Consider the following 21,518-nt stretch of genomic DNA (forward strand, 5'->3'; position numbering starts at 1 on the left):
AGGCTACAAAATGGACGGCGCCATTTTTCTCCAGCAAGTGGTCAATGGAATGAGTCTTGGGGGCATGTACGCCCTGATTGCCATCGGTTATACGATGGTTTATGGCGTGCTACGGCTGATCAACTTCGCCCATGCGGACGTGATGATGGTCGGCGCGTTTAGTACGCTGTTTTTATTTTCTTCAGTTGGGCTACCCTTCGGGGTAGCCGTTTTCCTGACCCTCGGGCTGTGCGGCCTGTTTGGTATGCTGATTGACCGGGTCGCCTATCGTCCGCTGCGTCAGGCCTCGAAAATCTCCATGCTGATCACCGCCATCGGCGTCAGCTTCTTCCTCGAAAACCTGTTTAACGTGCTGTTCGGCGGCAGCTCACGCTTCTTCTCCGCCCCTGACTTTTTCAACCAGACCCGCGCCTTCGGCAGCGTCATCATTACCAACGTGGCGTGGATTGTGCCGCTGATCACCGTCCTGCTGCTGCTGGCGATCCTCTGGCTGCTGTACCGCACCCGTTATGGGATGGCGATCCGCGCGGTGGCCTTTGACGTCAACACCGTGCGCCTGATGGGCATTGACGCCAACCGGATCATCTCCCTGGTCTTCGCCCTCGGCAGTAGTCTCGCGGCCCTCGGCGGCGTGTTCTACTCCATCAGCTACCCCACTATCGATCCCCTGATGGGCGTGCTTATCGGCCTGAAGGCCTTCGCCGCCGCCGTGCTGGGCGGGATCGGCAGCGTCACCGGCGCGGTGCTGGGCGGCTTTATCCTCGGTTTTACCGAAGTGGTCGCCGTGGCGATCTTCCCCGAACTGGGCGGCTATAAAGATGCTTTCGCCTTCCTGTTCTTGATTCTGGTCCTCTTGTTCCGCCCGGTCGGCATTATGGGCGACGAACGTCTGGAAAGGAGCCGTTTCTGATGCTCAACGCGACGACGACCGCCGGGGCGCAGCTGCGCAACCTGGCCATTATTGTCATCTGTATCGCGCTGCTGGCCGGAATCAACGTGGTTTTCAATGACTACATTGTTCGTGTCATCAGCACCATTTTTATCTTTATGATCCTTGCGGTCAGCTACAACCTGATCAACGGCGTGACCGGCCAGCTGTCGCTGGAGCCGAACGGCTTCGTGGCGGTGGGCGCCTACGTCACCGCCCTGCTGATCCTCTCCAGCGACAGCAAGGTAGACATGTTTGAAATGGCCGCCCCCAGCCCGTGGATCCTCAGCCTGCACGCAGGCTTCCTCCCTGCCCTGCTGATAAGCGGCCTGTGCGCGGCGGCGCTGGCGGTGTGCCTCGCCGTGCCGGTCTTCCGGGTGCGTGGCGACTACCTGGCCATTGTCACCCTCGGCTTTGGGTTTATCATCAAGATCCTCGCTATTAACAATCCGCAAATCACCAACGGCGCCATCGGGCTGAACGATATTCCGCAGCAGCCGCATCTCCTGTTCTGGTGCGGGCTGTTCGCCCTGCTGGCCACCGGCATGATCCTTCAGCTGGTGTGGTCGAAGTATGGCCGGATGATGAAAGCCATTCGCGACGATGAAGATGCGGCGATCGCCATGGGGGTCAACACCTTCCGCATCAAAACCTGCGCCTTCGCCACCAGCGCCTTCTTCGAAGGGATCGGCGGTGGTCTGCTGGCTTCGCTGCTGACCACCATTTCCCCGGGGCTGTTCGACTTTATGCTCACCTTCCAGCTGCTGATTATTATCGTCCTCGGCGGACTCGGCAGCACCACCGGCGCCCTGCTCGGCACCGTACTGGTGGTCGGCAGCGGCGAATGGCTGCGCTTCCTCGACCAGCCGCTGCAGTTTTTCGGCCACGATCTTGGCGCCTATCCGGGCCTGCGAATGGTGGTTTTCTCCCTGCTGTTGCTGATCATCATGCTTTTCGCCCGCGAAGGGCTGTTGGGGAAAAAAGAGATTTGGCAGATGGGAAGAAGGAACAGCAGCTATGGCGGAAAATAACGTTATCCTGCAGGTGCAGGACGTCACCATGCAGTTTGGCGGCCTGCGGGCCATCGACAACGTCAGCTTCCATGTTGATGAAGCGGAGATCTTTGGCCTTATCGGCCCTAACGGCGCGGGCAAAACCACTTTGTTTAACGTCATCACCGCCAACTATAAACCCACCAGCGGCAACGTCACCCTGGCGGGTACGTCGCTGAAGGGGCTGAAGCCCAACCAGGTGGTGAACGCCGGGATCGCCCGTACCTTCCAGAATATCCGTCTGTTTAACTCCATGACGGTGCTGGAGAACGTGATGGTCGGGCTCGACCGCGCCAGCCGCTACTCGCTGCTGGAGGCAGCTCTGCATATTGGCCGCTACTTTCCGGCCGAGCGGGCGGCGAAGGCCAAAGCCATGGCCATCCTGGAGGACATCGGCATCGCCCACTTCGCCCATATGCAGGCCACAAATCTGAGCTATGGCAACCAGCGCAAAGTGGAGATCGCCCGCGCGCTGGCCACCGCGCCGAAGCTGCTGCTGCTCGATGAGCCGGCCGCCGGGATGAACCCGAAGGAAACCGAGGACCTGGCGGAGCTTATCTTCCGCATGCGACATGACTATCAGCTCAGCGTCCTGCTGATTGAGCACGATATGCCCTTCGTCAATCGCCTGTGCGAGCGGGTGATGGTGCTGGAGTATGGTAAGCCGCTGTTCAGCGGCCTGATGGCCGAGGCGATCCAGCATCCTGACGTCATTTCCGCTTATCTGGGAGAAGCCAATTATGCTTAACGCCCGGGAACTGAAGGTCTTTTACGGCGTGATCCAGGGGCTGAAAGGCGTTGATATCGACGTCTATGACCGGGAGATCGTCACCCTGATCGGCAGCAATGGCGCCGGTAAAACCTCCACCCTCAACGGGATCGTCAACCTGGTGCGCTCCAGCGGGCGCGTCAGCTTCCTCAACGACGATATCTCACGCAGCCAGACCCACCAGATTGTGCGCCGCGGGCTGGCGCTGGTGCCGGAGGGACGTCGGGTCTTTACCAACCTGACTATCGAAGAGAACCTGCGCATGGGCGCTTACAATAATCTCGCCGGCTACACCCGCCTGCGCGATCGCATGTACGCCCTCTTTCCTCGGCTCAAGGAACGGCGCCATCAGATGGCGGGCACCATGAGCGGCGGCGAGCAGCAGATGCTGGCCATCGCCCGGGCGCTGATGAGCGAGCCGGTGTTATTGATGCTGGATGAACCGAGCCTCGGGCTAGCGCCGAAAATTGTCGGCGAGCTGTTCGGCATCATTAAGCAACTGCGCGAAGAGAATATGACGGTGCTGCTGGTGGAGCAGAATGCGACGGCCGCGCTGGCTATCGCCGATCGGGCGTATGTCCTGGAGAATGGCCGGATCACCTTGTCAGGCGCGGCGCGGGAGATGCTGACTAACCCGGAAATTAAGCGGATGTATCTGGGGGGATAAGCGTGGTCAAAACTGCCTGGGCTGCGGCGGCGCATCCTGTGTTGCCGCAACCTCAGGCAGTCTCTTGCTACACAAAGCACACCTCGTTCCAGTAGGCTTCTCGCGTCCTGCGTCGCTCAGTATGTCTTATCATGACGGAACCACCGGGTTTCCACGTTGCCAATGTCCACGCCGTAGAGGCTGGCCACCGGCAGTATCGCCTCCATGACGCGCTGGGTATCCTGCTGTCCGGCTTCACCGTTGGACAAAAAAGCCAGCCAGCCCGTTAATCGTTGCCACAATGCCACTTTCATTTTCTCCTCTGTCGGGAAGCGAATCGCCTGGGTCTATTTCAACCACAGTTGGCCGGGCGCGGGAAATATTAATTCCGAATTTGCAATCCTGGCTGGCGCATATTACGCCCGCTCCTATCCCCTCACCCTAACCCTCTCCCTGAGGGAGAGGGAACCACCCGGCAATCGTTGCCGCGCCGGTAAAACGCCAGCGGCGCATAAAGAATACCCACAGGTTTGTTAAGTTCTTTTTCGTTATAGATAAGAATTTTTTCTTCTTTGCCGCCGACGGGGAATTTGTGGGAGCGTGATGTCCACAAAACAAAACAGGGATTCAGGGGAAAAAACATGCGCAATAAAACCACAAAAATTGCACTGGCGCTGGGTATGCTGCTGCTCGCGTCTCAGGCACAGGCAGACCAGCTGGCTGACATCAAAGCCGCCGGCGTCGTGAAAGTCGCCACCTTCGACGCCAACCCGCCGTTCGGCTCCGTGGATGCCAAAACCCACCATATCGTCGGCTATGATGTCGACTTTGCCCAGGCGCTGGCGAAAGCGCTCGGCGTCAAACTCGAGCTGGTGGCCACCAACCCGGCCAACCGTATTCCGCTGCTGCAGTCCGGCAAAGCCGACCTGATCGTCGCCGACATAACCATCACCCCGGAGCGGGCCCAGGTTATTGATTTCTCGACGCCGTATTTCGTCACCGGCCAGCAGTTCCTCGTGCCGGCCGGCTCTCCGGATAAGCTCGATGAGTACAGCAAAGCGCGCATCGGCGCGGTGAAAGGCACCACCGGCGAGCAAGCCCTGCACCAGCGTTTCCCGCAGGCTCGCGTCCTCTCCTATGACGATATTCCGCTGGCCCTGACCGCCCTGCGCAACGGCAACGTCCAGGCCATCACCCAGGACAGCACCATCCTCGCCGGTCTGCTGGCGGAAGCGCCGGATAAAGCCAAGTTTAAAATTCTGCCCGACCTGCTCAGCAAAGAAGAGATTGGCGTGGGCGTGAAGAAAGGCGAACCGGCCCTGTTGAAAGCCGTTAACGATGAGCTGGTGAAGCTGGAGAAAACCGGCGAAGCCGCGAAAATCTATGATGTCTGGTTTGGACCTGCCACTAAAACGCCGCAGCCGCGCGCCTTTACCATAGAAGCGAAATAATATGTTCTCGGGTTTACTCTCCCACTCCGCGGCCCCGGCCGCGGATTTTTCACGTCTGCAGCGCGCCAGCATTACGTTCCGTGATGTGGCCAAGCGCTACGGCGATCATCAGGTGCTAAACGCCATCAACCTGCAGGTCGAGCCCGGCGAAGTGGTGGCGATCCTCGGCCCTTCCGGTTCGGGAAAATCGACGCTGATCCGCTTGATCAACCAGCTCGAATCCTTAAGCGGCGGCGAGATCCTGATCGACGATAAACCGACCAGCCGGCTGAGCGGCAGCGCCTTGCGCCAGCTGCGCAGCCGCGTCGGCTTTGTCTTCCAGCAGTTCAACCTTTACGCCCACCTGACGGCGCAGGAGAACATCACGCTGGCGCTGGAGCGCGTTCACGGCTGGGGGAAAAGCGCGGCTCAGGAGCGGGCGCTGGCGCTGCTGCGCCAGGTCGGACTGGAAGAAAAAGCGCAGCAGATGCCGGCGCAGCTCTCCGGCGGCCAGCAGCAGCGAGTGGCGATCGCCCGCGCCCTGGCCTCCTCGCCGCAGATTATCCTGTTCGATGAGCCCACCTCGGCGCTCGACCCGGAGATGATCGGCGAAGTGCTGCAGGTGATGAAAACCCTCGCCCACAGCGGGATCACCATGCTGGTGGTGACCCATGAGATGCAGTTTGCCCGGGAAATTGCCGACCGGGTGGTGTTTATCGACGGCGGCGACATTCTCGAGGTCGCCCCGCCGGCTGAGTTTTTCGCCCATCCGCAGCATGCCCGCGCACGGCGTTTTCTGCAGAAGGTGCTGGATCCGCTGCACCAGGAGAGCCTCGAGTGACACCGATGCTTGACTGGCACGGCGTCCTGAGCGGGCAGCCGTTGCAATGGATTATCTCTGGTTTTCTCACCACCGTCTGGGTCAGCGTCGCCGGGATCCTGCTCGCCACCCTGCTGGCGGTCCTGCTGCTGGCCCTGCGCCTCGGCGGCGGCCGCGCGGGGCGCGGACTGGTGGCCGCGTGGGTCTCGTTGTTTCGCAACACCCCGCTGCTGGTCCAGCTGCTGTTCTGGTACTTTGCCGCCTGGAACCTGCTGCCGCTGGCGGTGAAGGAGGTGGTGAACGACGAACACGCCTGGTCCATTTTGCCGGGTAACGTCTGGTGGCTGACACCGGAGTTCCTCTGCTCAATGTGGGGGCTGGGGGTCTTTACCTCCGCCTTTCTGGTGGAAGAGGTCGCCTCCGGACTGCGCGCCGTCAGCCACGGGCAGCGGGAAGCCGCGCTGTCGCAGGGCTTTACGCCGTGGCAGGAGCTGCGCTTTATCCTCCTGCCGCAGGGGCTGGCCAACGCCTGGCAGCCGATTGTCGGCCAGTATCTTAACCTGATGAAACTCTCATCGCTGGCCAGCGGCATCGGCTTTGCGGAACTGACCTATCAGGTACGACAGATTGAGAGCTATAACGCGCACGCCCTGGAGGCGTTTGCCGTCGGTACCGCGCTGTACCTGGCGCTGGGGGTGGCGATGGGCGTGGCGCTAACGCGTCTCGGCCTGGGAAGAAAACTGCAACGGAGCGCCCAACATGAACGCTAATCTGGCGGTGATCGCCGATAACCTCGATTACCTGCTGTGGGGCCGACTGGCGGAGGGCCAGCCCGGCGGCGTGGCGCTGACCCTGCTGATGGCCATCGGCGCCACCCTGCTGGCGCTGCCGGGAGGCATTGCGCTGGCGGGCCTGGCCTGGCGCTACGGCGGGCTGGTGCGGCGTCTGCTGTTTCTGTGGGCGGAAATTATTCGCGGCATCCCGCTGATATTTGTCATCTTCTGGCTGTGGTATCTGCTGCCGATGCTGACCGGCGGCGATCTGCCCGGCGCGGTAACCGTGACCCTGGCGCTGGCGTGGTTTACCGCCGCCTCGGTGATGCACTCGGTGCTGGCCGGGCTGCAGTCGCTGCCGAAAGGACAGTATGAGGCGGCGCTAACCCAGGGGTTCGCCCCCGGGCAAACGCTGCGCCTGGTGCTGCTCCCGCAGGCGCTGCGTAACGTTCAGCCCTCGCTGGTGGGGATCTTTATCGGCCTGCTGAAAGACACGTCGCTGGCGTTTATCGTCAACGTCCCGGAGCTGACTACCGTGGCCGGCCAGGTCAACAACCGGGTGCAGATCTATCCCCTGGCGATCTTCGTCTTCACCGGCGCGGTGTACTACCTGCTGTGCTGCGGTCTGAGCCTGCTGGCCAGCCGGCGTTTTACCCGCCGCGCGACCACCGGATAAGGGTCACTCCGCGGGACGGGGCTTCACCGGGCAGGTATCGCTGATCTTAATAAATTTGTCGTTATAAACCAGATAGTGGTTCCCCGGCTGGCGCAACGCTGGCTGGCGAACCACGTCGCCAGGACGCAGATACCACGCGTCCCCCTCCTCTTCGGTCGAATCGCATCCGGGTTTAATCAGCAGCTTGAACCAGGTATTGCCGGTGTTGCTCACCGTCCCGGCCACCTTATCGAAAGACCATTTAAACTGCACCTCGCGTGGGCGCACCACCAGAATGGTATCCATCACCACCACCGGCTCCATGCTGACCTCGCCGCCGGTCGGGCTGCGCCTCGTCAGGTTGCGGGTGGGGATTTCGCGAAACGAGACCCGATAGTAGCGCTCGCGGTTATCCCGCGGGCCATGATAGTAAAATTTAAAATACTCGCTCTCACCTGCCTGCAGCACCAGCTGGCGGGGGGCAAACAGCAGTTCGCCATCCACCGGCCGGGAGCGTACTTCGCTGCCGCCCGGACGATCGATGGCGCTGACGGCGATGCGGTACAGCCGCGCGCTTTTATTGTTGTTGACCACCCGTTTACTGGCGAAATCCGCTTCGGCCGGCAGGGAAAAGGTCAGGTTGCCGACCGAGATCGCCTGCGCCAGCGGCGCTGCCAGCAGGCAGCCCACCGTCAGCAGGGCCTTAGTTAATGTTGCGCCACGTCGCCTGGACATGAATCTCTCCTGAAGCGCTGACTTCGCCAAACCAGCCGTTATCGTCTACCGTCCGCAGCGAAATGGCGTTATCCATCGGAATCGAAAATTTCACCGTGGTCTTATCCATCTGCCCCACTTCGCCGGAGATATCGGTCCATGGCGTGGTCAGCCACAGCGCATCGGTCATATCCCGCCAGCTGTCATCGCACCCGGCATCGTAGGTCTGCGTCGTGCCGCTGCGGGTGATAAAAGAGAGCGTCGCCGGGAACGGCACTTTCGCCGTACCGTCATCAGAGCTGAAGAGACAGTAGGAACGCCCGCCAATCACCTGCGCCGGTCCGGTCACCTTGATCAGCACTTCATCGGCGGCCGTTTTACCGCTGGTGGTGACGATGTAGCCGAAATCGAGCGCCGGTTCGCCGCTGCCGACATATCCCTCGCGCGACGGCGCCGAGGTATATTCGTCCGAGATAATGCTGATGCTGAAATCACGGGGCTTGATAATCAGCGTGTTGGAGGTGGAAAACTCATACCAGCCTGACTCCGGCGAGGTGGTGTTCTGAAAGCGAAAGTTGAACAGATCCTTGGTGTTGATATCGCTGATCCCGAGATTCACCATCTGCTTAAAGAAGTTGCTGGAGAAGAAAACATAGATCGAGTCTGAGCTCTTCATCTCGTTGAAAGTGTAGTAATAAGCGGTATTGCTCACCGGCTTCCAGGAGCTGCCGTTGAGGCTGAACTGCATATCGTACGCCCCGACGGCCGAGGCCAGCGACGAGTTGGCGATCGCCGGGAAAATATGGATCGAGGTGTTGCTTAAGCCGTTGGTCTGTAAGGTATAGTTGACCATCTTACAGCTTAATCCTGCGCGGCTGCCGATGGTCTGCGTCTGGCAGTCGGCGTTCCCTTCACCCAGGGTCGGCACGCCGTCGCTGTTGATAAACACCTCCGCCAGCGAGTGGGTATTAATCAACCGCAGGTTCGCGGCTTTGGTGTGGGTGACGTTGCGCACATACCAGTTACCGGAGGCCTGATCCTTACAGCGCGCACCGCTGCTGGCATCGTAGTTCACCGAGGTCTGACAGGCATTGATGGTCATCGTAAAGCTGCCGCCGACCGGCATCTGCTGCAGATATTGATAAAACGCGTCCGACATCATGCCGTGCATCCACTTCGCGCCGCCGCTGGTCACCGTCGCGCCATAAAACCCGCTGGCGTCGGTGGTTTGCGGCAGGATCAGGCTGGTGGCCATATCGCACCCGGCGTACCAGTTGATGCAGCGCAGGCCGGTTAAGGGGTGCGAAACCGGCGAGTTTTCCAGCCACATATCAAACTTCCAGTTGGCATTGAGCCCGGTGTTGTAGCCGTTATCGATATAGCCGAGACTCTGCTGATAAATGGTGCCGGAGCCGGTGTATTTTAAGCCGGTCCAGCGGTTAGCGCCGGTCATACGCGGATCCAGCGCCCCGCCGGGGGTGACGAAAAAGTTGTCGTCGGAGTTGTTTTCAACAAACACAAACTCGCGCGCCGGCGCATCCGACCAGGTGGTCTTGGTCACCGCCGCCCTGAGTGCGGCTGCCGGCCAAAGCAGCGCGAGGATCGCCAGCGCCATCAGTGCATTAACTTTCATTCTCTTCTCCTGTCTGCTGCACCGCCGCCCACGACGAGAGGCCGCTGCAGACCACATCCCCGACCCAGACGGCGCCGCGTGCCTGGCTGAGCTCCAGCGCCACTTCGCAGGTTTTATTGCCGCCGTAGCTGAAATCGATAGTGGGGTATTTCTTATCCACGTCCATGACAAACTCGCCGTTTTCATCGGTCCGGGTACGGCCGATATGGTTGTTAATCCGCGCATTCGCCAGCAGCGTGCCGTCTTCTGCACGAATACGACCGGAGACGGTGACCATCTGCTTCACCTCTGGCTCAATCACTGCGACGTTGCCCGGATAAAGGGTCAGATGACTCTTACGCCCGCTGACGATGTCGTAGCTATCGAGCGAGTTTTTGCTGTTCTGCAGCTCCACCTCATAGCGGCCATAGGGAGAGAGCGGCAGGTAGTTACGCTTGCCGCTGAGCGGGAAAATCCGCCCGTTAACCCTGGCGCTAATCTGACCATCGTCCTCCAGCCCGGTGTTGAAGATCACTCCGGCGTTACCGTCGGTTCGTCCGCTGGCGGCGATGTTTTTGCCCTGCCAGCCGACGCTGCCGCTGGCGGTGAGGTTAGTGTTGACGTAGCCGTCCGCCGCACTGTTGACGTTCAGCGTGCCGCTGGCGTAGCGGGCGTCGAACTGGGCATACGCTCCGCCGCTGAGGGTTTTGTCATCCCCGGTATCGCCGGAGATGGCCCGCGACAGATTGGCGCCGATGGTGCGAATAGTGCCTTCATCAAACTGCTTGCGCGCTGAGAGGTTAGCCATGGTGTAGCCGTTCTGATGGGTCATCCCGGCGCTGAACCAGTTGCCCAGCGGCAGCGAGAGATCGAGAGCGATATATTTCCCGGTGTTGGCGCTGCTGTCGCCATTGTTATAGCGCTGGATCCCCGCCCGCAGGCCGAGCGATCCAAACGCGCCGCTGTAGACCGTCTGATAGTAATCCGCTGTGTAGTAATGACTGTTGTAGCGGCGGTCATCGTTGTAGCTGACGCTGAACGTCCCCAGCTTCGACCACAGCGCGTTCAGGTTGAGGGTGCCGCCGATCGCCCGGTTGTCGGCATCGCTGCGCCGCAATTGATCGCCAATGCGGGTTCTCTCCTGGTTGACCCACACTGAACTGAAGCCCCCGGGCAACGCGGCGCTGATGCTGCCGACGCTGCTCCAGGAACTGTCGCTGGCCAGCATATTCTGCAGGTTAACGTTGATCGACTCGCCCAGCGGCAGCGTCAGGCGGGTTTCCCCCACCGCCTGGTTGTCGTAGCCATAGCCCGTTGCCGCCCAGCTCAGGGTGCTGAGCGACCCGGAGGTCGAGAGGCCTGCCAGCCAGCTCTCTTTTGCCGGCCGGGTCTTTTTGCCGCTTTCCGACCAGCGATCCATATGGAAACTGCCGCCCCATACCTGCCACGCCAGCGGCGCGCCGATGCCGCGTCCCCGGCTGAACAGCTTATTGACCCGCTGGGTGCGTTTGCTGACCACCCGACCATTAACGATCACCTCCACTTCCACGTCGTAAATACCGTACGGCAGGCCGCGGGTATCCACTTCATGGTTGCCCATGGCGAAGTTCTGGACGCTCAGCAACCGGCCGTCACGGGTGAGATGCACCTCGCCCGCCGCCGGTAAAAAGGCAATCACCGGCGTGGCCGACTGACTGTTGTCGAAGACGGTGGAGCTGGCCTGATTCCCCCAGGAAAGGCCGTAAATCTTGCCGGCCGAAATAGCGGTCATCGGTCCCAGGGACTGCAGGTTCCAGGTGTCGAGCATCCCGCCGGCAAAGCGGTGGCCGGCGAAATCGCGCTCATACATGGCCTTATATAATTCACTGTCCTGCTGACCGCTGCCGATCCCGTACAGCGAGCCGTCGAGCACCACGTGATGCTCCCGCAGCGCGGTGACGTTGTTCAGCGACAGGTAGCTGGAGGTGTTGCTCCCGCCATTGCGCATCTGGTTGTTATAGACGCCGAGGTTATAGCTCAGGTTGCTGCTGAGGGTGTTCACGCTGGACTGACCGATATCTTCGCTGCGCGAGCGCAGCACGGTGCCCAGCGCCTCGCGTTTGACCACCAGCTGCAGCAGCAGCTGGCGCAGGCTGAGATCCAGCTGCGCGCTGTCGGTCAGGGGAATGGTGAGTGCCTCGCTGAACGGGGCGTTGGCCAGGCCGATCAGCTGCTGTCGGGTCTGTTGGCTGACGCTGGCGTTCCCCTCGCTCTCCTCCAGTTGGATCTGCCGGACACGCAGCTGGCCGTCGTCCAGCCAGATAAAGGCGCTGCCGATCCGCTGATCGTCACGGGTGTCCTGGCTGCCGGCAAGATGAATATAGAGCGGGACGCTCATACCGTCCTGCAGCGCCCGGCTGAAGGCCTGCGGAATAATCACCCCGCCAATCTGCTGGGCACGTACGGCAGCAGCGCTGGCGTCGGGCTGAACGAACAAAAAGATCATGCCGAAGGCAAGCTGCGTTTTCAGTCCTGGGGAAATCCGTCGTAGAGGCATCGTCGTTATCCATCTGCACAACTGTCTATTTCACGGGAACAAACTGCTCACCCTGCCAAAGCGCAACCCGTCCTTTTTTATTCGCCGTGTCCACCTGCGTAAAACGGCGCGATTTACCCGGCATCAGGTAGTAATTCTCTTTACACTCCTTACCGTCGGCGGCCTTCAGGCAAGGGCCGTAGGCGAGGATCCGCAGCGTCGCATTCCCGGTGTTGGTCAGAGAGCCGTTGGCGTACTGAAAGCGGTAATTCACCTGCCGGGGCGCCACCACCAGAATGGTGCCGATGCGGGCGGACGCCGTCGCTACCGCGCTGCGGTTGGCGTTATCGCGCTGGGCATCGCTGAGTGCCTGATCGAACCAGACAATGCGGTAGTAACGCTCTTTGTCATCCGCCGGGCCTTTGTAGAAGAAACGGATGACATCGCTGGCCTGAGCGGGTAGCAGCAGGCTGGCGGGGGTAAGCAGCACCTCATCCGGTTTATCCATCGGGATAACCTGCCCACCATCCAGCGGGGAAGAGAGCCGTTCGAGATGGATATTGATCAGTCGACCGCTGTCTGTGCTGTTCTTGATTGTTTTGCTCAGCGTGCTGCTGCCGCTGTTCATAAAAGATGAGATATCGCCGACATCCAGCGCCTGCGCCGGCGACACCCCGACAAGCAGCAGCCCGAGAGCCAGAAGGTGCTTTTTCATAACAATTCCGTCCGTGAAAAAAGCAGGGGGAGCCCCCCCTGCTGGTGCATCAGAAGGATCAGCTGGTCCAGGTGGCGTCGAACTGGACGCTGACGTCGCCGCTCCAGATCCCTTCCGGCAGGGTGCTGTAATCGGTCACTGCGGTGGTGCCGTTGGTGGTGCCGCTGATGATGGAGAAAGTGAAACCATCCTGTGCGGTGGTACGGCCGCTGGCGTTGTAGCCATTAGCCAGCGCGCTGAGGTTGCCGCCCAGCACGCCGTTAGCGGTATCGATCATCACGGTATCTCCAGTTTTTTCCACCGCGGCGCCGTTATAATCCACACCCACGCTCAGCGTGGAGCCGGAAGTGTCCAGCTGGGTTAAGGTGTTGGTGATAAGGCGCGAGGTCAGCTTAAAGGCGGTCGCCGTTGCGTCACCCTCAATCGCCACGTCAAACAGACCTTTCTGCGAGTTAAAGCCTTTAATGCCTTCGGCGTACTGGAATGCCAGGCTGCCGAGCGGGGTCACAACCAGCTTGCTGGTGGTGTCTTTTTTAGCGGTCGCCGACCAGGTCGCAACAGCCTGAGCCGTTACGTCAGCAGCCTGCGCCACACCCATACCGGTAAACGCTGTTACCAGAGCTATTGCCAGAACCTTTTTTTTCATCGCTTTTTCATCCTGAGTTGAATTAAGGACATGATGTCCCGGTGAACCATTTAAAAAACAATATTGCCTGGGTGTTACTGAACTAACTTATATATTTTGGAATACAGTTTGGCCTCAGCATTGCGCCGATGGGTATATACTGTCTTCACGCTACAATTTTCAATTCTGGCGATCGATTTCGGCTGCATGCCCTGAGCGGTCATGCGGATTATTTTCATTTCCCGGTCAGTAATTTTATCTTTCTTAATATCTTTGCGGAGAAATCTGCCATTAATTACGTAGGCCAGTTCTTTTCTAATATCGCGACTCAGGCCAACATATACCACGCCGCGAATATTGCTATTGTAATACCAGTAATTTGCTAAGGCTTCTGATTTCCTGGCCGCAATCAATACGACCTGTTTCCCCTTTACCGCGGATAGCCATTCGCTATCGCGCCTGATAAATTCATTTAAAGAAGCCGTGTTGAGATTGATAAACACAAAATCCTTTCTAATCTTCTCCTGCGACAGATAAATTAATTCATCGATATCCAAAATGAGTTCGGATAGTCCTTTATAGAAGTAGGAGTCATGGGCAGACCAAATGTACTTATCGGAACAGCATTTATATTCCATATAGTTTTTAACCTCATAGTCCTTGAAGTAATCATTTTTACAACTTCACTGTTTGCCAGGCCTACAAAGTTAACTGGCGTATTCGCTTCCTTTAATAAATCGCCATTAAATAAGACACGCATTACTTATCAATATTTGATAAGCCGGGTTTAATTTTAATTATTTCTGCATGGCGTTGAATTTAAGTTTTTTCCTATGGAGTGTCAACACGCGGACAGGCAATCAATTTCGTGCCTGGGTCAATATTTACAAAAACTGAAAATATCGGATTTTTGAGGAGTGGAAAAAGACATTTATTTTCATGAGGTTATTGGCAATATTACCTTCAATTCTTACTTGTGCTTTATATTACCCAGGATCTTCGCCCTATTATGTTAGGAATATTCTTAATGAGGGGCAGGATAGAGTTGTCAAATAAACCAAATTAACAACAAAATAAAGAATATAACTCTGAATATAAGCAATAACTAGGATGATTTACCAATTCATAAGCCACATGAATAGATTAACCTGCCGCACAAAATAGTTATGCATATGTTAATTCTGCGGAATGATGAATGCTAAACAAAGGTAGAAGCATTATCTATTCGATTAAACAGACCTCATTAGCAAGATAAAACGAGTTTTGCCGATAGGTGCCTGCCGTCACGGGTGCGCCTGCCTTCGCGCCCCCCGAAAGCATAGCCGCTTTTCAAGGCTTCGCCAGCGGTCAGCAAGCCGCGCGGTCGGCCTGTCATCCCCGCCTTTTCCCGCCTGTTCACGCTTTGTTCGCAATACCGTCATCGAAATTTCATATAAAGACCTATTAATAGTGCCCAGTTAATGACGAACCTGGACACTCTTATGAACAGCTCTCTTGCCGCGGTGGCCGAAACTGATTTCCAGCCGTTCACCGATCTCGATGCCGGCCTGCAGCGGAAGGTCTTAAGCGTGCGTAACCTGACTAAAGCCTATCATGCTCAGCACAAGGTGCTGGACGGCATCAGCTTTGACCTGCACGCCGGTGAAATGGTCGGGGTCATTGGCCGCTCCGGCGCCGGCAAATCGACGCTCCTGCATGTCCTTAATGGTACGCACAGCGCCAGCGGCGGTGAAATTCTTAGCTATCCGGAAGTCGGTATGCCACACGATGTCTCAAAGCTGAAAGGCCGCTCACTCAACGCCTGGCGCAGTCAGTGCGGGATGATCTTTCAGGACTTCTGCCTGGTACCGCGCCTCGACGTGCTCACCAACGTCCTGCTTGGCCGCCTCAGCCAGACTTCAACCCTGAAGTCGCTGTTTAAAATTTTCCCCGCCGCCGACCGGGCGCGCGCCATTGCGCTGCTCGAATGGATGAACATGCTGCCGCACGCGCTGCAGCGGGCGGAGAATCTCTCCGGGGGACAGATGCAGCGGGTGGCAATCTGCCGGGCGCTGATGCAAAACCCCGGCATTTTGCTGGCCGACGAACCTGTCGCCTCGCTGGATCCGAAGAACACCCAGCGCATCATGGATGTGCTGCGCGAGATCAGCGAGCAGGGCATCAGCGTGATGGTGAACCTGCATTCGGTAGAGCTGGTGAAGGCCTACTGCACCCGGGTTATCGGCGTCGCCAGCGGCCAGCTTATTTTTGACGATCACCCCTCCCGGCTGACGCAGGATGTGCTGCAGCAGCTGTACGGCGATGAAGTTAGCCAATTGCATTAATTTCACTCACACGGGCAACATAATGAAAAAATATATGACTGGCGCAGTTCGTTTATCCGCAGTGGTCGCGGGCATGATGATGGCATGGCAGGCGGCGGCAGCGCAGCCGAAAGAGCTGAATCTGGGCATTCTCGGCGGGCAGAACGCCACCCAGCAAATCGGTGATAACCAGTGTGTGAAGACCTTCCTCGATAAAGAGCTGAACGTGGATACCAAACTGCGTAACTCTTCCGACTATTCCGGGGTGATCCAGGGTCTGCTGGGGGGTAAAGTCGACGTGGTGCTGAGCATGTCCCCCTCCTCTTACGCTTCGGTTTATATCAATAACCCGAAAGCGGTGGATATCGTCGGCATCGCCGTGGACGATAAAGATCAGTCCCGCGGCTATCACTCCGTGGTGATCGTCAAAGCCGACTCCCCGTACAAAACGCTGGACGATTTAAAAGGCAAAGCCTTCGGCTTCGCCGATCCGGATTCCACTTCCGGGTATCTGATCCCTAACCATGCGTTTAAAGAAAAATTTGGCGGTAACGCCGACAACAAATACAACAATACCTTCTCCAGCGTCACCTTCTCCGGCGGCCACGAGCAGGACATTCTCGGCGTGCTGAACGGCCAGTTCGCGGGCGCGGTCACCTGGACCTCGATGGTCGGCGATTACAACACCGGCTACACCACCGGCGCGTTCAACCGTCTGATTCGCATGGATCATCCGGATCTGATGAAGCAGATCCGCATTATCTGGCAATCGCCGCTGATCCCGAACGGCCCGATCCTGGTAAGCAATGCGCTGCCGGCGGACTTTAAAGCGAAAGTCGTGGCGGCGGTGAAAAAACTGGACACCGAGGATCACGCCTGCTTTATCAAAGCGATGGGCGGTACCCAGCACATCGGTCCGGGCAGCGTGGCTGACTTCCAGCAGATTATCGACATGAAACGCGAGCTGGTGAGCGCGCGTTAATCCTGCCTCAACGCCGCCTGCTTGCCCCCAGGGTGAGCGGCGGCGCTACGTTGAAGATCCCCGACGCATGAAGACGACCCACACCGAATTTGAACGCTATTACCAGCAGGTACGCTCGCGGCAAAAGCGCGATACCGTCTGCTGGTCGTTACTCCTGCTGGCGCTCTATTTTGCCGCCGGCAGCGCCGCAGAATTTAATCTGCTGACCATCTGGCACTCGCTGCCCCACTTCTTTGACTATATGGCAGAGACCATTCCGCCTCTGAGTGCCGGCAACCTGTTCGCCGATGTACAGACCAAAGGCTCGCTGGCCTGGTGGGGCTATCGCCTGCCGATCCAGCTGCCGCTCATCTGGGAAACCCTGCAGCTGGCGCTGGCCTCGACGCTGGTGGCGGTCGCCATCGCCACGGTTTTCGCGTTCCTCGCCGCCAACAACGCCTGGACCCCGGCGCCGGTACGCTTTGCCATTCGGGTACTGGTGGCGTTTTTGCGCACCATGCCCGAGCTGGCGTGGGCGGTGATCTTTGTCATGGCGTTCGGCATCGGTGCGATCCCGGGCTTTCTGGCGCTGATGCTGCACACCGTCGGCAGCCTGACCAAACTGTTCTACGAGGCGGTGGAGAGCGCGCAAAACAAACCGGTACGCGGCCTGGCGGCCTGCGGCGCGTCGCCGCTGCAGAAAATCCGCTTCGCCCTGTGGCCGCAAGTGAAACCGCTGTTTCTCTCCTACGGCTTTATGCGGCTTGAAATCAACTTCCGTTCGTCAACGATTCTCGGGCTGGTGGGCGCGGGCGGCATCGGCCAGGAGCTGATGACCAACATCAAACTCGACCGCTACGATCAGGTGAGCATCACCCTGCTGCTGATCATTCTGGTGGTGTCGGCGCTGGACATGCTGTCCGGTCGTCTGCGCCTGTGGGTACTGGAGGGTAAGAAATGAGCGTCTGGCACATGCAACCGGATATCGCCGCCAGCCGGCGGCAGCATAAACAGCTCTATCAGGTCCAGGGGCGCTACCTGCGCTACGTCGGGCTGGTGGCGCTGGCCAGCGTGCTCTATTACGTCTGGTTTTTTCTGCAGTTTGGCATCAGCGGCGAGCAGCTGACCACCGGTCTGCAGCAGATTGGCCGCTACCTGGCGCGGATGTTCGTCTGGCACGACTTCTGGAACTGGCCGTTCGGCTATTACTTCACGCAAATCGGCATCACCCTGGCTATCGTCTTCGCCGGGACGCTGACCGCCACGGTGCTGGCACTGCTGCTCTCCTTCTTTGCCGCCCGCAACATCATGCGCGGCGTGGTGCTGGGGACCCTTGCCCTGCTGATGCGCCGCCTGTTTGATGTGCTGCGCGGGATCGACATGGCTATCTGGGGGTTGATTTTCGTGCGCGCGGTCGGCCTCGGGCCGCTGGCTGGGGTGCTGGCGATCATCATGCAGGACACCGGTCTGCTGGGACGGCTGTACGCGGAAGGACACGAAGCCGTGGACCGCTCGCCCGGGCGAGGGCTGACCGCCGTGGGCGCGAACGGCCTGCAAAAGCATCGCTTTGGCATTTTTACCCAGTCGTTCCCAACCTTCCTCGCCCTGAGCCTGTATCAGATTGAATCCAACACCCGCTCCGCGGCGGTGCTGGGCTTCGTCGGCGCCGGGGGTATCGGGCTTATCTATGCCGAGAACATGCGCCTGTGGAACTGGGATGTGGTGATGTTTATCACCCTGCTGCTGGTGGCGGTGGTGATGATCATGGACACCCTTTCCGCCTGGCTGCGCCGTCGCTATATCGGCGGCGCCGCGGTGCCGCTGTATCAGGGCGGACGCTAGCACACCTTTGCGCCGGATGGCGGCTTCGCCTTATCCGGCCTACTCGTCCAGGACTGGCTGTTGACTCACCGCCGGGCCTGGGGCAACTGAAACTGCCGGTACTGGCGGCCTCAACATCGCTGAGACGTTCCCGGAAGGCCGGGGGACAGGGGGCGGCGGCGACTGGCCCCCCCCTGTGCGCTCCCTGCGCCACGAAAAACAGAATGCAGAAAAATTAACCGGGAGCGCAATGTGCCCGGAAATAACACAGGAGTGGTAGCCCTGCTAAGCGTAGCGCGAGCAGGGACATTTCCGGTTGCGCCGATATTTCGCCGGGTGGCGGCTGGCGCCTTACCCGGCCTACTCGTCCGGCTCCGACTGTCTGTAGGCCCGGCAAGCACAGCGCCGCCGGGCGATGGCATCAGGCACGGAGCTGCTTTTATGCCGGGTGGCGGCTGGCGCCTTACCCGGCCTACAGGGCTTATCCGGCCTGGAACGGCTGAACCCGAAGAAATATTTATCCGCTCCGCTATTCCAGCCGCCAGCTCAGCACCGGCCAGCCATATCCGGCACCCGCCGCCTGCAGCTGCGGACAGGGATTGACCAGCCGCACGCGATCCGCATGCAGGCACAGCGGCAGATCGTTAATGGAATCGGTATAGAAAGTCACCTCGCCGTCATACTGCGGATGCGTCTCGCGCCACTGCGCCAGACGCGCCACCTTCCCCTGCTGATAGCTGGGGATCCCGGCAATGACCCCGCTGTAGCCGCCGTCGACCATCTCCACGTCAATGCCCAGCGCCTGATCAATCTCCAGCGCGGCGGCCACCGCCTGCACCAGCAGGCTAACCGAGGCGGAGATAATCAGCATCTGCTCCCCCTCGGCCCGCAGACGACGAATGAGCTCCCACGCCTGCGGATAGACCCGGGGCAGGATCGCCTCGCGCACGCAGCGGGCCACCAGCGCATCAACGTCCGACTTCGGTATTCCGGCCAGCGGCGCCTGGATCAGGGCCACATAATCGGCGATATTCATCTCTCCCCGGTCATAATCCGCCATTAGCCGCGCCTCGCGGGCAAGATACCCCTTCTGCGTCGCCAGCCCTTCGCGAACCATAAACTGGCTCCAGACCGTACTGCTATCGCCCTGTATCAGGGTGTTATCGAGATCAAAAATCGTCAGCGTGTTGCCCATGGTACTTTCCCTTACTGGTCAAAATAAGCTGCCGGGAGCATGCGTAAAAAAGATGACAGGAAAATGAACCGGACGCCAAAGCGCCCGGCTCGCCATCAGCCGGCGCGGACCTTCGCGGTGCGGAACACCAGCACGATCCCACCGATGATCGCCACCATACCGACCATCGCCGCCGCCGGCAGCCGGTTGCCCAGCAGCAGATAATCCAGCAGCGCCGTGATCGCTGGCACCAGATAAAAGAGGCTGGTGACATTGACAATATTTCCCGCGCTCAGCAGACGATACAGCAGCAGCTGGGCGACCACCGAAATCAGCAGCCCGAGAAACAGCACCGGAATAATCAACCCGGCGTTAACGGTAAACCGGAAGCCGCTGACCGGGGCAATCAGCAGGCACAGCCCCAGACTGACGGCGTACTGCAGCGGCAGGACATCCGCCGGCGCCTGACGGCTGCGCTTTTGCCACAGCGCGCCAAAGGTCATCAGCAGCAGAGCCGCCAGCGCAAACAGGATCCCCACCATCGCCATCGGCGAGGCCGCCAGGCTGCGCCACACCAGCAGCACCAGCCCCGCCAGGGCAATCAGCAGTCCTGACAGCCGCCGCCCCTGCAGGCGACGCTCCACCACGCAAAGCGTAAGGATGGGCTGGATCCCCATGATGGTGGCGATAAGTCCCGGCGTCACACCGTTAGCCATCGCCTCGAAGTAACAGACCGAATAGCCGCCAATCAGCATCAGGCCGGTGGCCGCTGTCTGCAGGCGGGTGCCCGGCGCGGGTAGCCAGCGCCGACGGACGATGGCCAGCGGCGCCAGCGCGACCAGGGCAATCAGAAAACGAAAGACCAGCAGCGCCATCGGCGAAGCGTTGTCCAGTCCCCAGCGGGTGAAGATGGCCGCGCTGCCCCACAGCAGCACAAAAATGGCCGTTGTCGCCTGCGAGGCGAGCAGAGAATAGCGAACGTGCATAGCATGCTCCAGAACGTCAAACACAAGGTATCAAGCGTCATACCGGCAGGTAAGCGCCTGCTAAAGACGGCGTTAAGCGTCGAAAACAACCCGGTCTGGAGGGGGAGGCGGTGGGCAGAGCGTGGTGAAGCAATGATGAAGCGCAGACGTCATCCACCCCGCGTCGAAAGCGGCGCCGGGCAAAGTCTCACCAGAGATGGCGTAATGCGTCATGGAATGCCTCGTGAAATGTTTAATCAGAATCCTGGCACAGGCCGTTCGGAAGTGACAACTGCCTTTTATGGCTGATCTCTCGACTGGTTGTTTATTTTTAATCGTAAATAAACGTAAAGGCGGCCTCGGCTTATTCAGCCGTTCTTTTTAATCGGCTATAAAACAAAGCAGTCTGCTTGCTACTTCGAAAATAACGATATGAAGCCAAAACTGACGCATGCTCTCTTTTTAATTCCTTTTTTGTTGTTGGCAGGATGCTCCTCCTCACCGAAACAGGCAAAGAACACAAAATCTCATGCGGATATGACCATTGACGGCGGATCGGACGATCTGATCCCGGTGGTGGCGGCCCTGCATGATCAGATGCACACCTGGCAGGGAACCCCCTATGAATGGGGCGGTACTGAACAAAGCGGCGTCGACTGCTCGGGTTTCGTCTGGCGCACGTTGAAGGATCGCTTTAACCTGCCGATGGAGCGGATCACCACCCGCGAGCTGTTGCACATGGGCGTGCGGGTCAATAAACGCGATTTACGTCCCGGCGATCTGGTTTTCTTCCGCACCCGGGCCGGGATGCACGTTGGCTTTTACGATACCGATCATAATTTCCTTCACGCCTCGAGCAGCCAGGGCGTGATGCGCTCTTCGCTGGACAACCCTTACTGGGAATCGGCGTTCTATCAGGCGCGTCGTCTGCCGAAGGAGTATAACGCGCAGATCACCATGAACAGCGACACCCTGCATCTGGCGAAGAATCGCCGCTAAAAAAAAAGCCGCAGCCAGGGCTGCGGCGGGTGGTTCTGCGG

General features: G+C 59.0%; 22 protein-coding genes. 13 read left to right on the plus strand and 9 right to left on the minus strand.

The window, feature by feature from the left end; translation table 11 throughout:
- Window positions 1–10 precede the first annotated feature (10 nt).
- Genes AC3EMD_RS22100 through AC3EMD_RS22115 form a run of 4 tightly spaced genes read left to right on the plus strand, consistent with a single transcriptional unit; the run spans window position 11 to window position 3,416 of the window.
- Window positions 11–910, plus strand: coding sequence for a branched-chain amino acid ABC transporter permease (locus tag AC3EMD_RS22100; RefSeq protein WP_002890128.1), 900 nt, complete (start codon window positions 11–13; stop codon window positions 908–910).
- Window positions 910–1,959 (plus strand): branched-chain amino acid ABC transporter permease, encoded by a 1,050-nt coding sequence (locus AC3EMD_RS22105; protein WP_008805324.1) that lies wholly within the window; start codon window positions 910–912, stop codon window positions 1,957–1,959. The genes AC3EMD_RS22100 and AC3EMD_RS22105 overlap by 1 nt, the downstream gene beginning before the upstream one ends.
- The gene (locus AC3EMD_RS22110; RefSeq protein ID WP_008805323.1) at window positions 1,946–2,728 is read left to right on the plus strand and encodes an ABC transporter ATP-binding protein; all 783 of its coding nucleotides are present in this window, start codon (window positions 1,946–1,948) and stop codon (window positions 2,726–2,728) included. The genes AC3EMD_RS22105 and AC3EMD_RS22110 overlap by 14 nt, the downstream gene beginning before the upstream one ends.
- Window positions 2,721–3,416 (plus strand): ABC transporter ATP-binding protein, encoded by a 696-nt coding sequence (locus tag AC3EMD_RS22115; protein WP_004204908.1) that lies wholly within the window; start codon window positions 2,721–2,723, stop codon window positions 3,414–3,416. The genes AC3EMD_RS22110 and AC3EMD_RS22115 overlap by 8 nt, the downstream gene beginning before the upstream one ends.
- Window positions 3,417–3,532: 116 nt before the next feature.
- On the opposite strand, the gene AC3EMD_RS22120 is transcribed toward AC3EMD_RS22115, so the two are convergent.
- Window positions 3,533–3,709 (minus strand): hypothetical protein, encoded by a 177-nt coding sequence (locus AC3EMD_RS22120; RefSeq protein ID WP_012542732.1) that lies wholly within the window; start codon window positions 3,707–3,709, stop codon window positions 3,533–3,535.
- Between the two features lie 327 nt (window positions 3,710–4,036).
- Between AC3EMD_RS22120 and AC3EMD_RS22125 the strand changes: the two genes are divergently transcribed.
- From AC3EMD_RS22125 to AC3EMD_RS22140, 4 genes are read left to right on the plus strand one after another with little or no spacing between them, the layout of a single operon-like run.
- Complete coding sequence (locus tag AC3EMD_RS22125) at window positions 4,037–4,846, plus strand: ABC transporter substrate-binding protein (protein WP_002890106.1); 810 nt, start codon at window positions 4,037–4,039, stop codon at window positions 4,844–4,846.
- Between the two features lies 1 nt (window position 4,847).
- Window positions 4,848–5,666: an amino acid ABC transporter ATP-binding protein gene (locus AC3EMD_RS22130; protein WP_008805322.1), complete on the plus strand. Its 819-nt coding sequence runs from the start codon at window positions 4,848–4,850 to the stop codon at window positions 5,664–5,666.
- The gene (locus AC3EMD_RS22135) at window positions 5,663–6,415 is read left to right on the plus strand and encodes an amino acid ABC transporter permease (RefSeq protein ID WP_302073778.1); all 753 of its coding nucleotides are present in this window, start codon (window positions 5,663–5,665) and stop codon (window positions 6,413–6,415) included. Before AC3EMD_RS22130 ends, AC3EMD_RS22135 begins: the two co-directional genes overlap by 4 nt.
- Window positions 6,405–7,094 (plus strand): amino acid ABC transporter permease, encoded by a 690-nt coding sequence (locus tag AC3EMD_RS22140; RefSeq protein WP_012968861.1) that lies wholly within the window; start codon window positions 6,405–6,407, stop codon window positions 7,092–7,094. Before AC3EMD_RS22135 ends, AC3EMD_RS22140 begins: the two co-directional genes overlap by 11 nt.
- 3 nt (window positions 7,095–7,097) lie before the next feature.
- Here AC3EMD_RS22140 and AC3EMD_RS22145 read toward each other — a convergent pair whose 3' ends face one another.
- The 6 genes from AC3EMD_RS22145 to ecpR form a co-directional block, all read right to left on the minus strand.
- Complete coding sequence (locus AC3EMD_RS22145) at window positions 7,098–7,808, minus strand: fimbrial biogenesis chaperone (RefSeq protein ID WP_032732575.1); 711 nt, start codon at window positions 7,806–7,808, stop codon at window positions 7,098–7,100.
- Window positions 7,777–9,420 carry a fimbrial adhesin EcpD gene (gene ecpD / locus AC3EMD_RS22150; protein WP_012968862.1) on the minus strand — a complete coding sequence of 548 codons (1,644 nt, stop codon included), beginning with the start codon at window positions 9,418–9,420 and terminating at the stop codon, window positions 7,777–7,779. The genes AC3EMD_RS22145 and ecpD overlap by 32 nt, the downstream gene beginning before the upstream one ends.
- The gene (locus AC3EMD_RS22155; protein ID WP_008805317.1) at window positions 9,410–11,935 is read right to left on the minus strand and encodes a fimbrial biogenesis outer membrane usher protein; all 2,526 of its coding nucleotides are present in this window, start codon (window positions 11,933–11,935) and stop codon (window positions 9,410–9,412) included. The genes ecpD and AC3EMD_RS22155 overlap by 11 nt, the downstream gene beginning before the upstream one ends.
- Before the next feature lie 25 nt (window positions 11,936–11,960).
- A complete protein-coding gene (locus AC3EMD_RS22160; protein ID WP_008805316.1) occupies window positions 11,961–12,629 on the minus strand; it encodes a fimbrial chaperone EcpB in 669 nt (222 codons plus the stop codon).
- A 58-nt stretch (window positions 12,630–12,687) separates the two neighbouring features.
- A complete protein-coding gene (gene ecpA / locus AC3EMD_RS22165) occupies window positions 12,688–13,275 on the minus strand; it encodes a common pilus major fimbrillin subunit EcpA (RefSeq protein ID WP_023297107.1) in 588 nt (195 codons plus the stop codon).
- A gap of 74 nt (window positions 13,276–13,349) precedes the next feature.
- Window positions 13,350–13,892, minus strand: coding sequence for an ECP biosynthesis operon DNA-binding transcriptional regulator EcpR (gene ecpR, locus AC3EMD_RS22170; RefSeq protein WP_008805314.1), 543 nt, complete (start codon window positions 13,890–13,892; stop codon window positions 13,350–13,352).
- An 843-nt stretch (window positions 13,893–14,735) separates the two neighbouring features.
- Here ecpR and phnC point away from each other — a divergent pair.
- The 4 genes from phnC (at window position 14,736) to phnE (AC3EMD_RS22190) (ending at window position 18,360) form a co-directional block, all read left to right on the plus strand.
- The gene (phnC, locus tag AC3EMD_RS22175; RefSeq protein ID WP_012542738.1) at window positions 14,736–15,578 is read left to right on the plus strand and encodes a phosphonate ABC transporter ATP-binding protein; all 843 of its coding nucleotides are present in this window, start codon (window positions 14,736–14,738) and stop codon (window positions 15,576–15,578) included.
- Between the two features lie 22 nt (window positions 15,579–15,600).
- Window positions 15,601–16,539 (plus strand): phosphonate ABC transporter substrate-binding protein, encoded by a 939-nt coding sequence (gene phnD, locus AC3EMD_RS22180; protein ID WP_032691132.1) that lies wholly within the window; start codon window positions 15,601–15,603, stop codon window positions 16,537–16,539.
- 67 nt (window positions 16,540–16,606) lie between these two features.
- The gene (phnE, locus tag AC3EMD_RS22185) at window positions 16,607–17,479 is read left to right on the plus strand and encodes a phosphonate ABC transporter, permease protein PhnE (RefSeq protein WP_038422156.1); all 873 of its coding nucleotides are present in this window, start codon (window positions 16,607–16,609) and stop codon (window positions 17,477–17,479) included.
- On the plus strand, window positions 17,476–18,360 hold the full coding sequence (gene phnE, locus AC3EMD_RS22190; RefSeq protein WP_023339634.1) for a phosphonate ABC transporter, permease protein PhnE: 885 nt from the start codon (window positions 17,476–17,478) through the stop codon (window positions 18,358–18,360). Before phnE (AC3EMD_RS22185) ends, phnE (AC3EMD_RS22190) begins: the two co-directional genes overlap by 4 nt.
- A 508-nt stretch (window positions 18,361–18,868) precedes the next feature.
- Here phnE (AC3EMD_RS22190) and AC3EMD_RS22195 read toward each other — a convergent pair.
- Window positions 18,869–19,534, minus strand: a complete 666-nt coding sequence (locus AC3EMD_RS22195; RefSeq protein WP_064166483.1) for an HAD family hydrolase — start codon at window positions 19,532–19,534, stop codon at window positions 18,869–18,871.
- A gap of 95 nt (window positions 19,535–19,629) precedes the next feature.
- A complete protein-coding gene (locus tag AC3EMD_RS22200) occupies window positions 19,630–20,499 on the minus strand; it encodes a DMT family transporter (RefSeq protein ID WP_044613410.1) in 870 nt (289 codons plus the stop codon).
- Window positions 20,500–20,910: 411 nt separating this feature from the next.
- Between AC3EMD_RS22200 and AC3EMD_RS22205 the strand changes: the two genes are divergently transcribed.
- Window positions 20,911–21,477 (plus strand): NlpC/P60 family protein, encoded by a 567-nt coding sequence (locus AC3EMD_RS22205; protein ID WP_004222859.1) that lies wholly within the window; start codon window positions 20,911–20,913, stop codon window positions 21,475–21,477.
- Window positions 21,478–21,518 lie beyond the last annotated feature (41 nt).

It is taken from the genome of Klebsiella sp. PK18, assembly GCF_057784655.1.

Bases quoted from the DNA above. Each gene is read 5' to 3' on its own strand.
- AC3EMD_RS22200 (WP_044613410.1), bottom strand. From the start codon at position 20,499: ATGCACGTTCGCTATTCTCTGCTCGCCTCGCAGGCGACAACGGCCATT.
- phnE (WP_023339634.1), top strand. From the start codon at position 17,476: ATGAGCGTCTGGCACATGCAACCGGATATCGCCGCCAGCCGGCGGCAG.
- AC3EMD_RS22105 (WP_008805324.1), top strand. From the start codon at position 910: ATGCTCAACGCGACGACGACCGCCGGGGCGCAGCTGCGCAACCTGGCC.
- AC3EMD_RS22195 (WP_064166483.1), bottom strand. From the start codon at position 19,534: ATGGGCAACACGCTGACGATTTTTGATCTCGATAACACCCTGATACAG.
- AC3EMD_RS22155 (WP_008805317.1), bottom strand. From the start codon at position 11,935: ATGCCTCTACGACGGATTTCCCCAGGACTGAAAACGCAGCTTGCCTTC.
- AC3EMD_RS22205 (WP_004222859.1), top strand. From the start codon at position 20,911: ATGAAGCCAAAACTGACGCATGCTCTCTTTTTAATTCCTTTTTTGTTG.
- ecpD (WP_012968862.1), bottom strand. From the start codon at position 9,420: ATGAAAGTTAATGCACTGATGGCGCTGGCGATCCTCGCGCTGCTTTGG.
- AC3EMD_RS22100 (WP_002890128.1), top strand. From the start codon at position 11: ATGGACGGCGCCATTTTTCTCCAGCAAGTGGTCAATGGAATGAGTCTT.
- AC3EMD_RS22140 (WP_012968861.1), top strand. From the start codon at position 6,405: ATGAACGCTAATCTGGCGGTGATCGCCGATAACCTCGATTACCTGCTG.
- ecpR (WP_008805314.1), bottom strand. From the start codon at position 13,892: ATGGAATATAAATGCTGTTCCGATAAGTACATTTGGTCTGCCCATGAC.
- phnC (WP_012542738.1), top strand. From the start codon at position 14,736: ATGAACAGCTCTCTTGCCGCGGTGGCCGAAACTGATTTCCAGCCGTTC.
- AC3EMD_RS22115 (WP_004204908.1), top strand. From the start codon at position 2,721: ATGCTTAACGCCCGGGAACTGAAGGTCTTTTACGGCGTGATCCAGGGG.
- phnE (WP_038422156.1), top strand. From the start codon at position 16,607: ATGAAGACGACCCACACCGAATTTGAACGCTATTACCAGCAGGTACGC.
- AC3EMD_RS22120 (WP_012542732.1), bottom strand. From the start codon at position 3,709: ATGAAAGTGGCATTGTGGCAACGATTAACGGGCTGGCTGGCTTTTTTG.
- AC3EMD_RS22130 (WP_008805322.1), top strand. From the start codon at position 4,848: ATGTTCTCGGGTTTACTCTCCCACTCCGCGGCCCCGGCCGCGGATTTT.
- ecpA (WP_023297107.1), bottom strand. From the start codon at position 13,275: ATGAAAAAAAAGGTTCTGGCAATAGCTCTGGTAACAGCGTTTACCGGT.
- AC3EMD_RS22160 (WP_008805316.1), bottom strand. From the start codon at position 12,629: ATGAAAAAGCACCTTCTGGCTCTCGGGCTGCTGCTTGTCGGGGTGTCG.
- phnD (WP_032691132.1), top strand. From the start codon at position 15,601: ATGAAAAAATATATGACTGGCGCAGTTCGTTTATCCGCAGTGGTCGCG.
- AC3EMD_RS22110 (WP_008805323.1), top strand. From the start codon at position 1,946: ATGGCGGAAAATAACGTTATCCTGCAGGTGCAGGACGTCACCATGCAG.
- AC3EMD_RS22145 (WP_032732575.1), bottom strand. From the start codon at position 7,808: ATGTCCAGGCGACGTGGCGCAACATTAACTAAGGCCCTGCTGACGGTG.
- AC3EMD_RS22125 (WP_002890106.1), top strand. From the start codon at position 4,037: ATGCGCAATAAAACCACAAAAATTGCACTGGCGCTGGGTATGCTGCTG.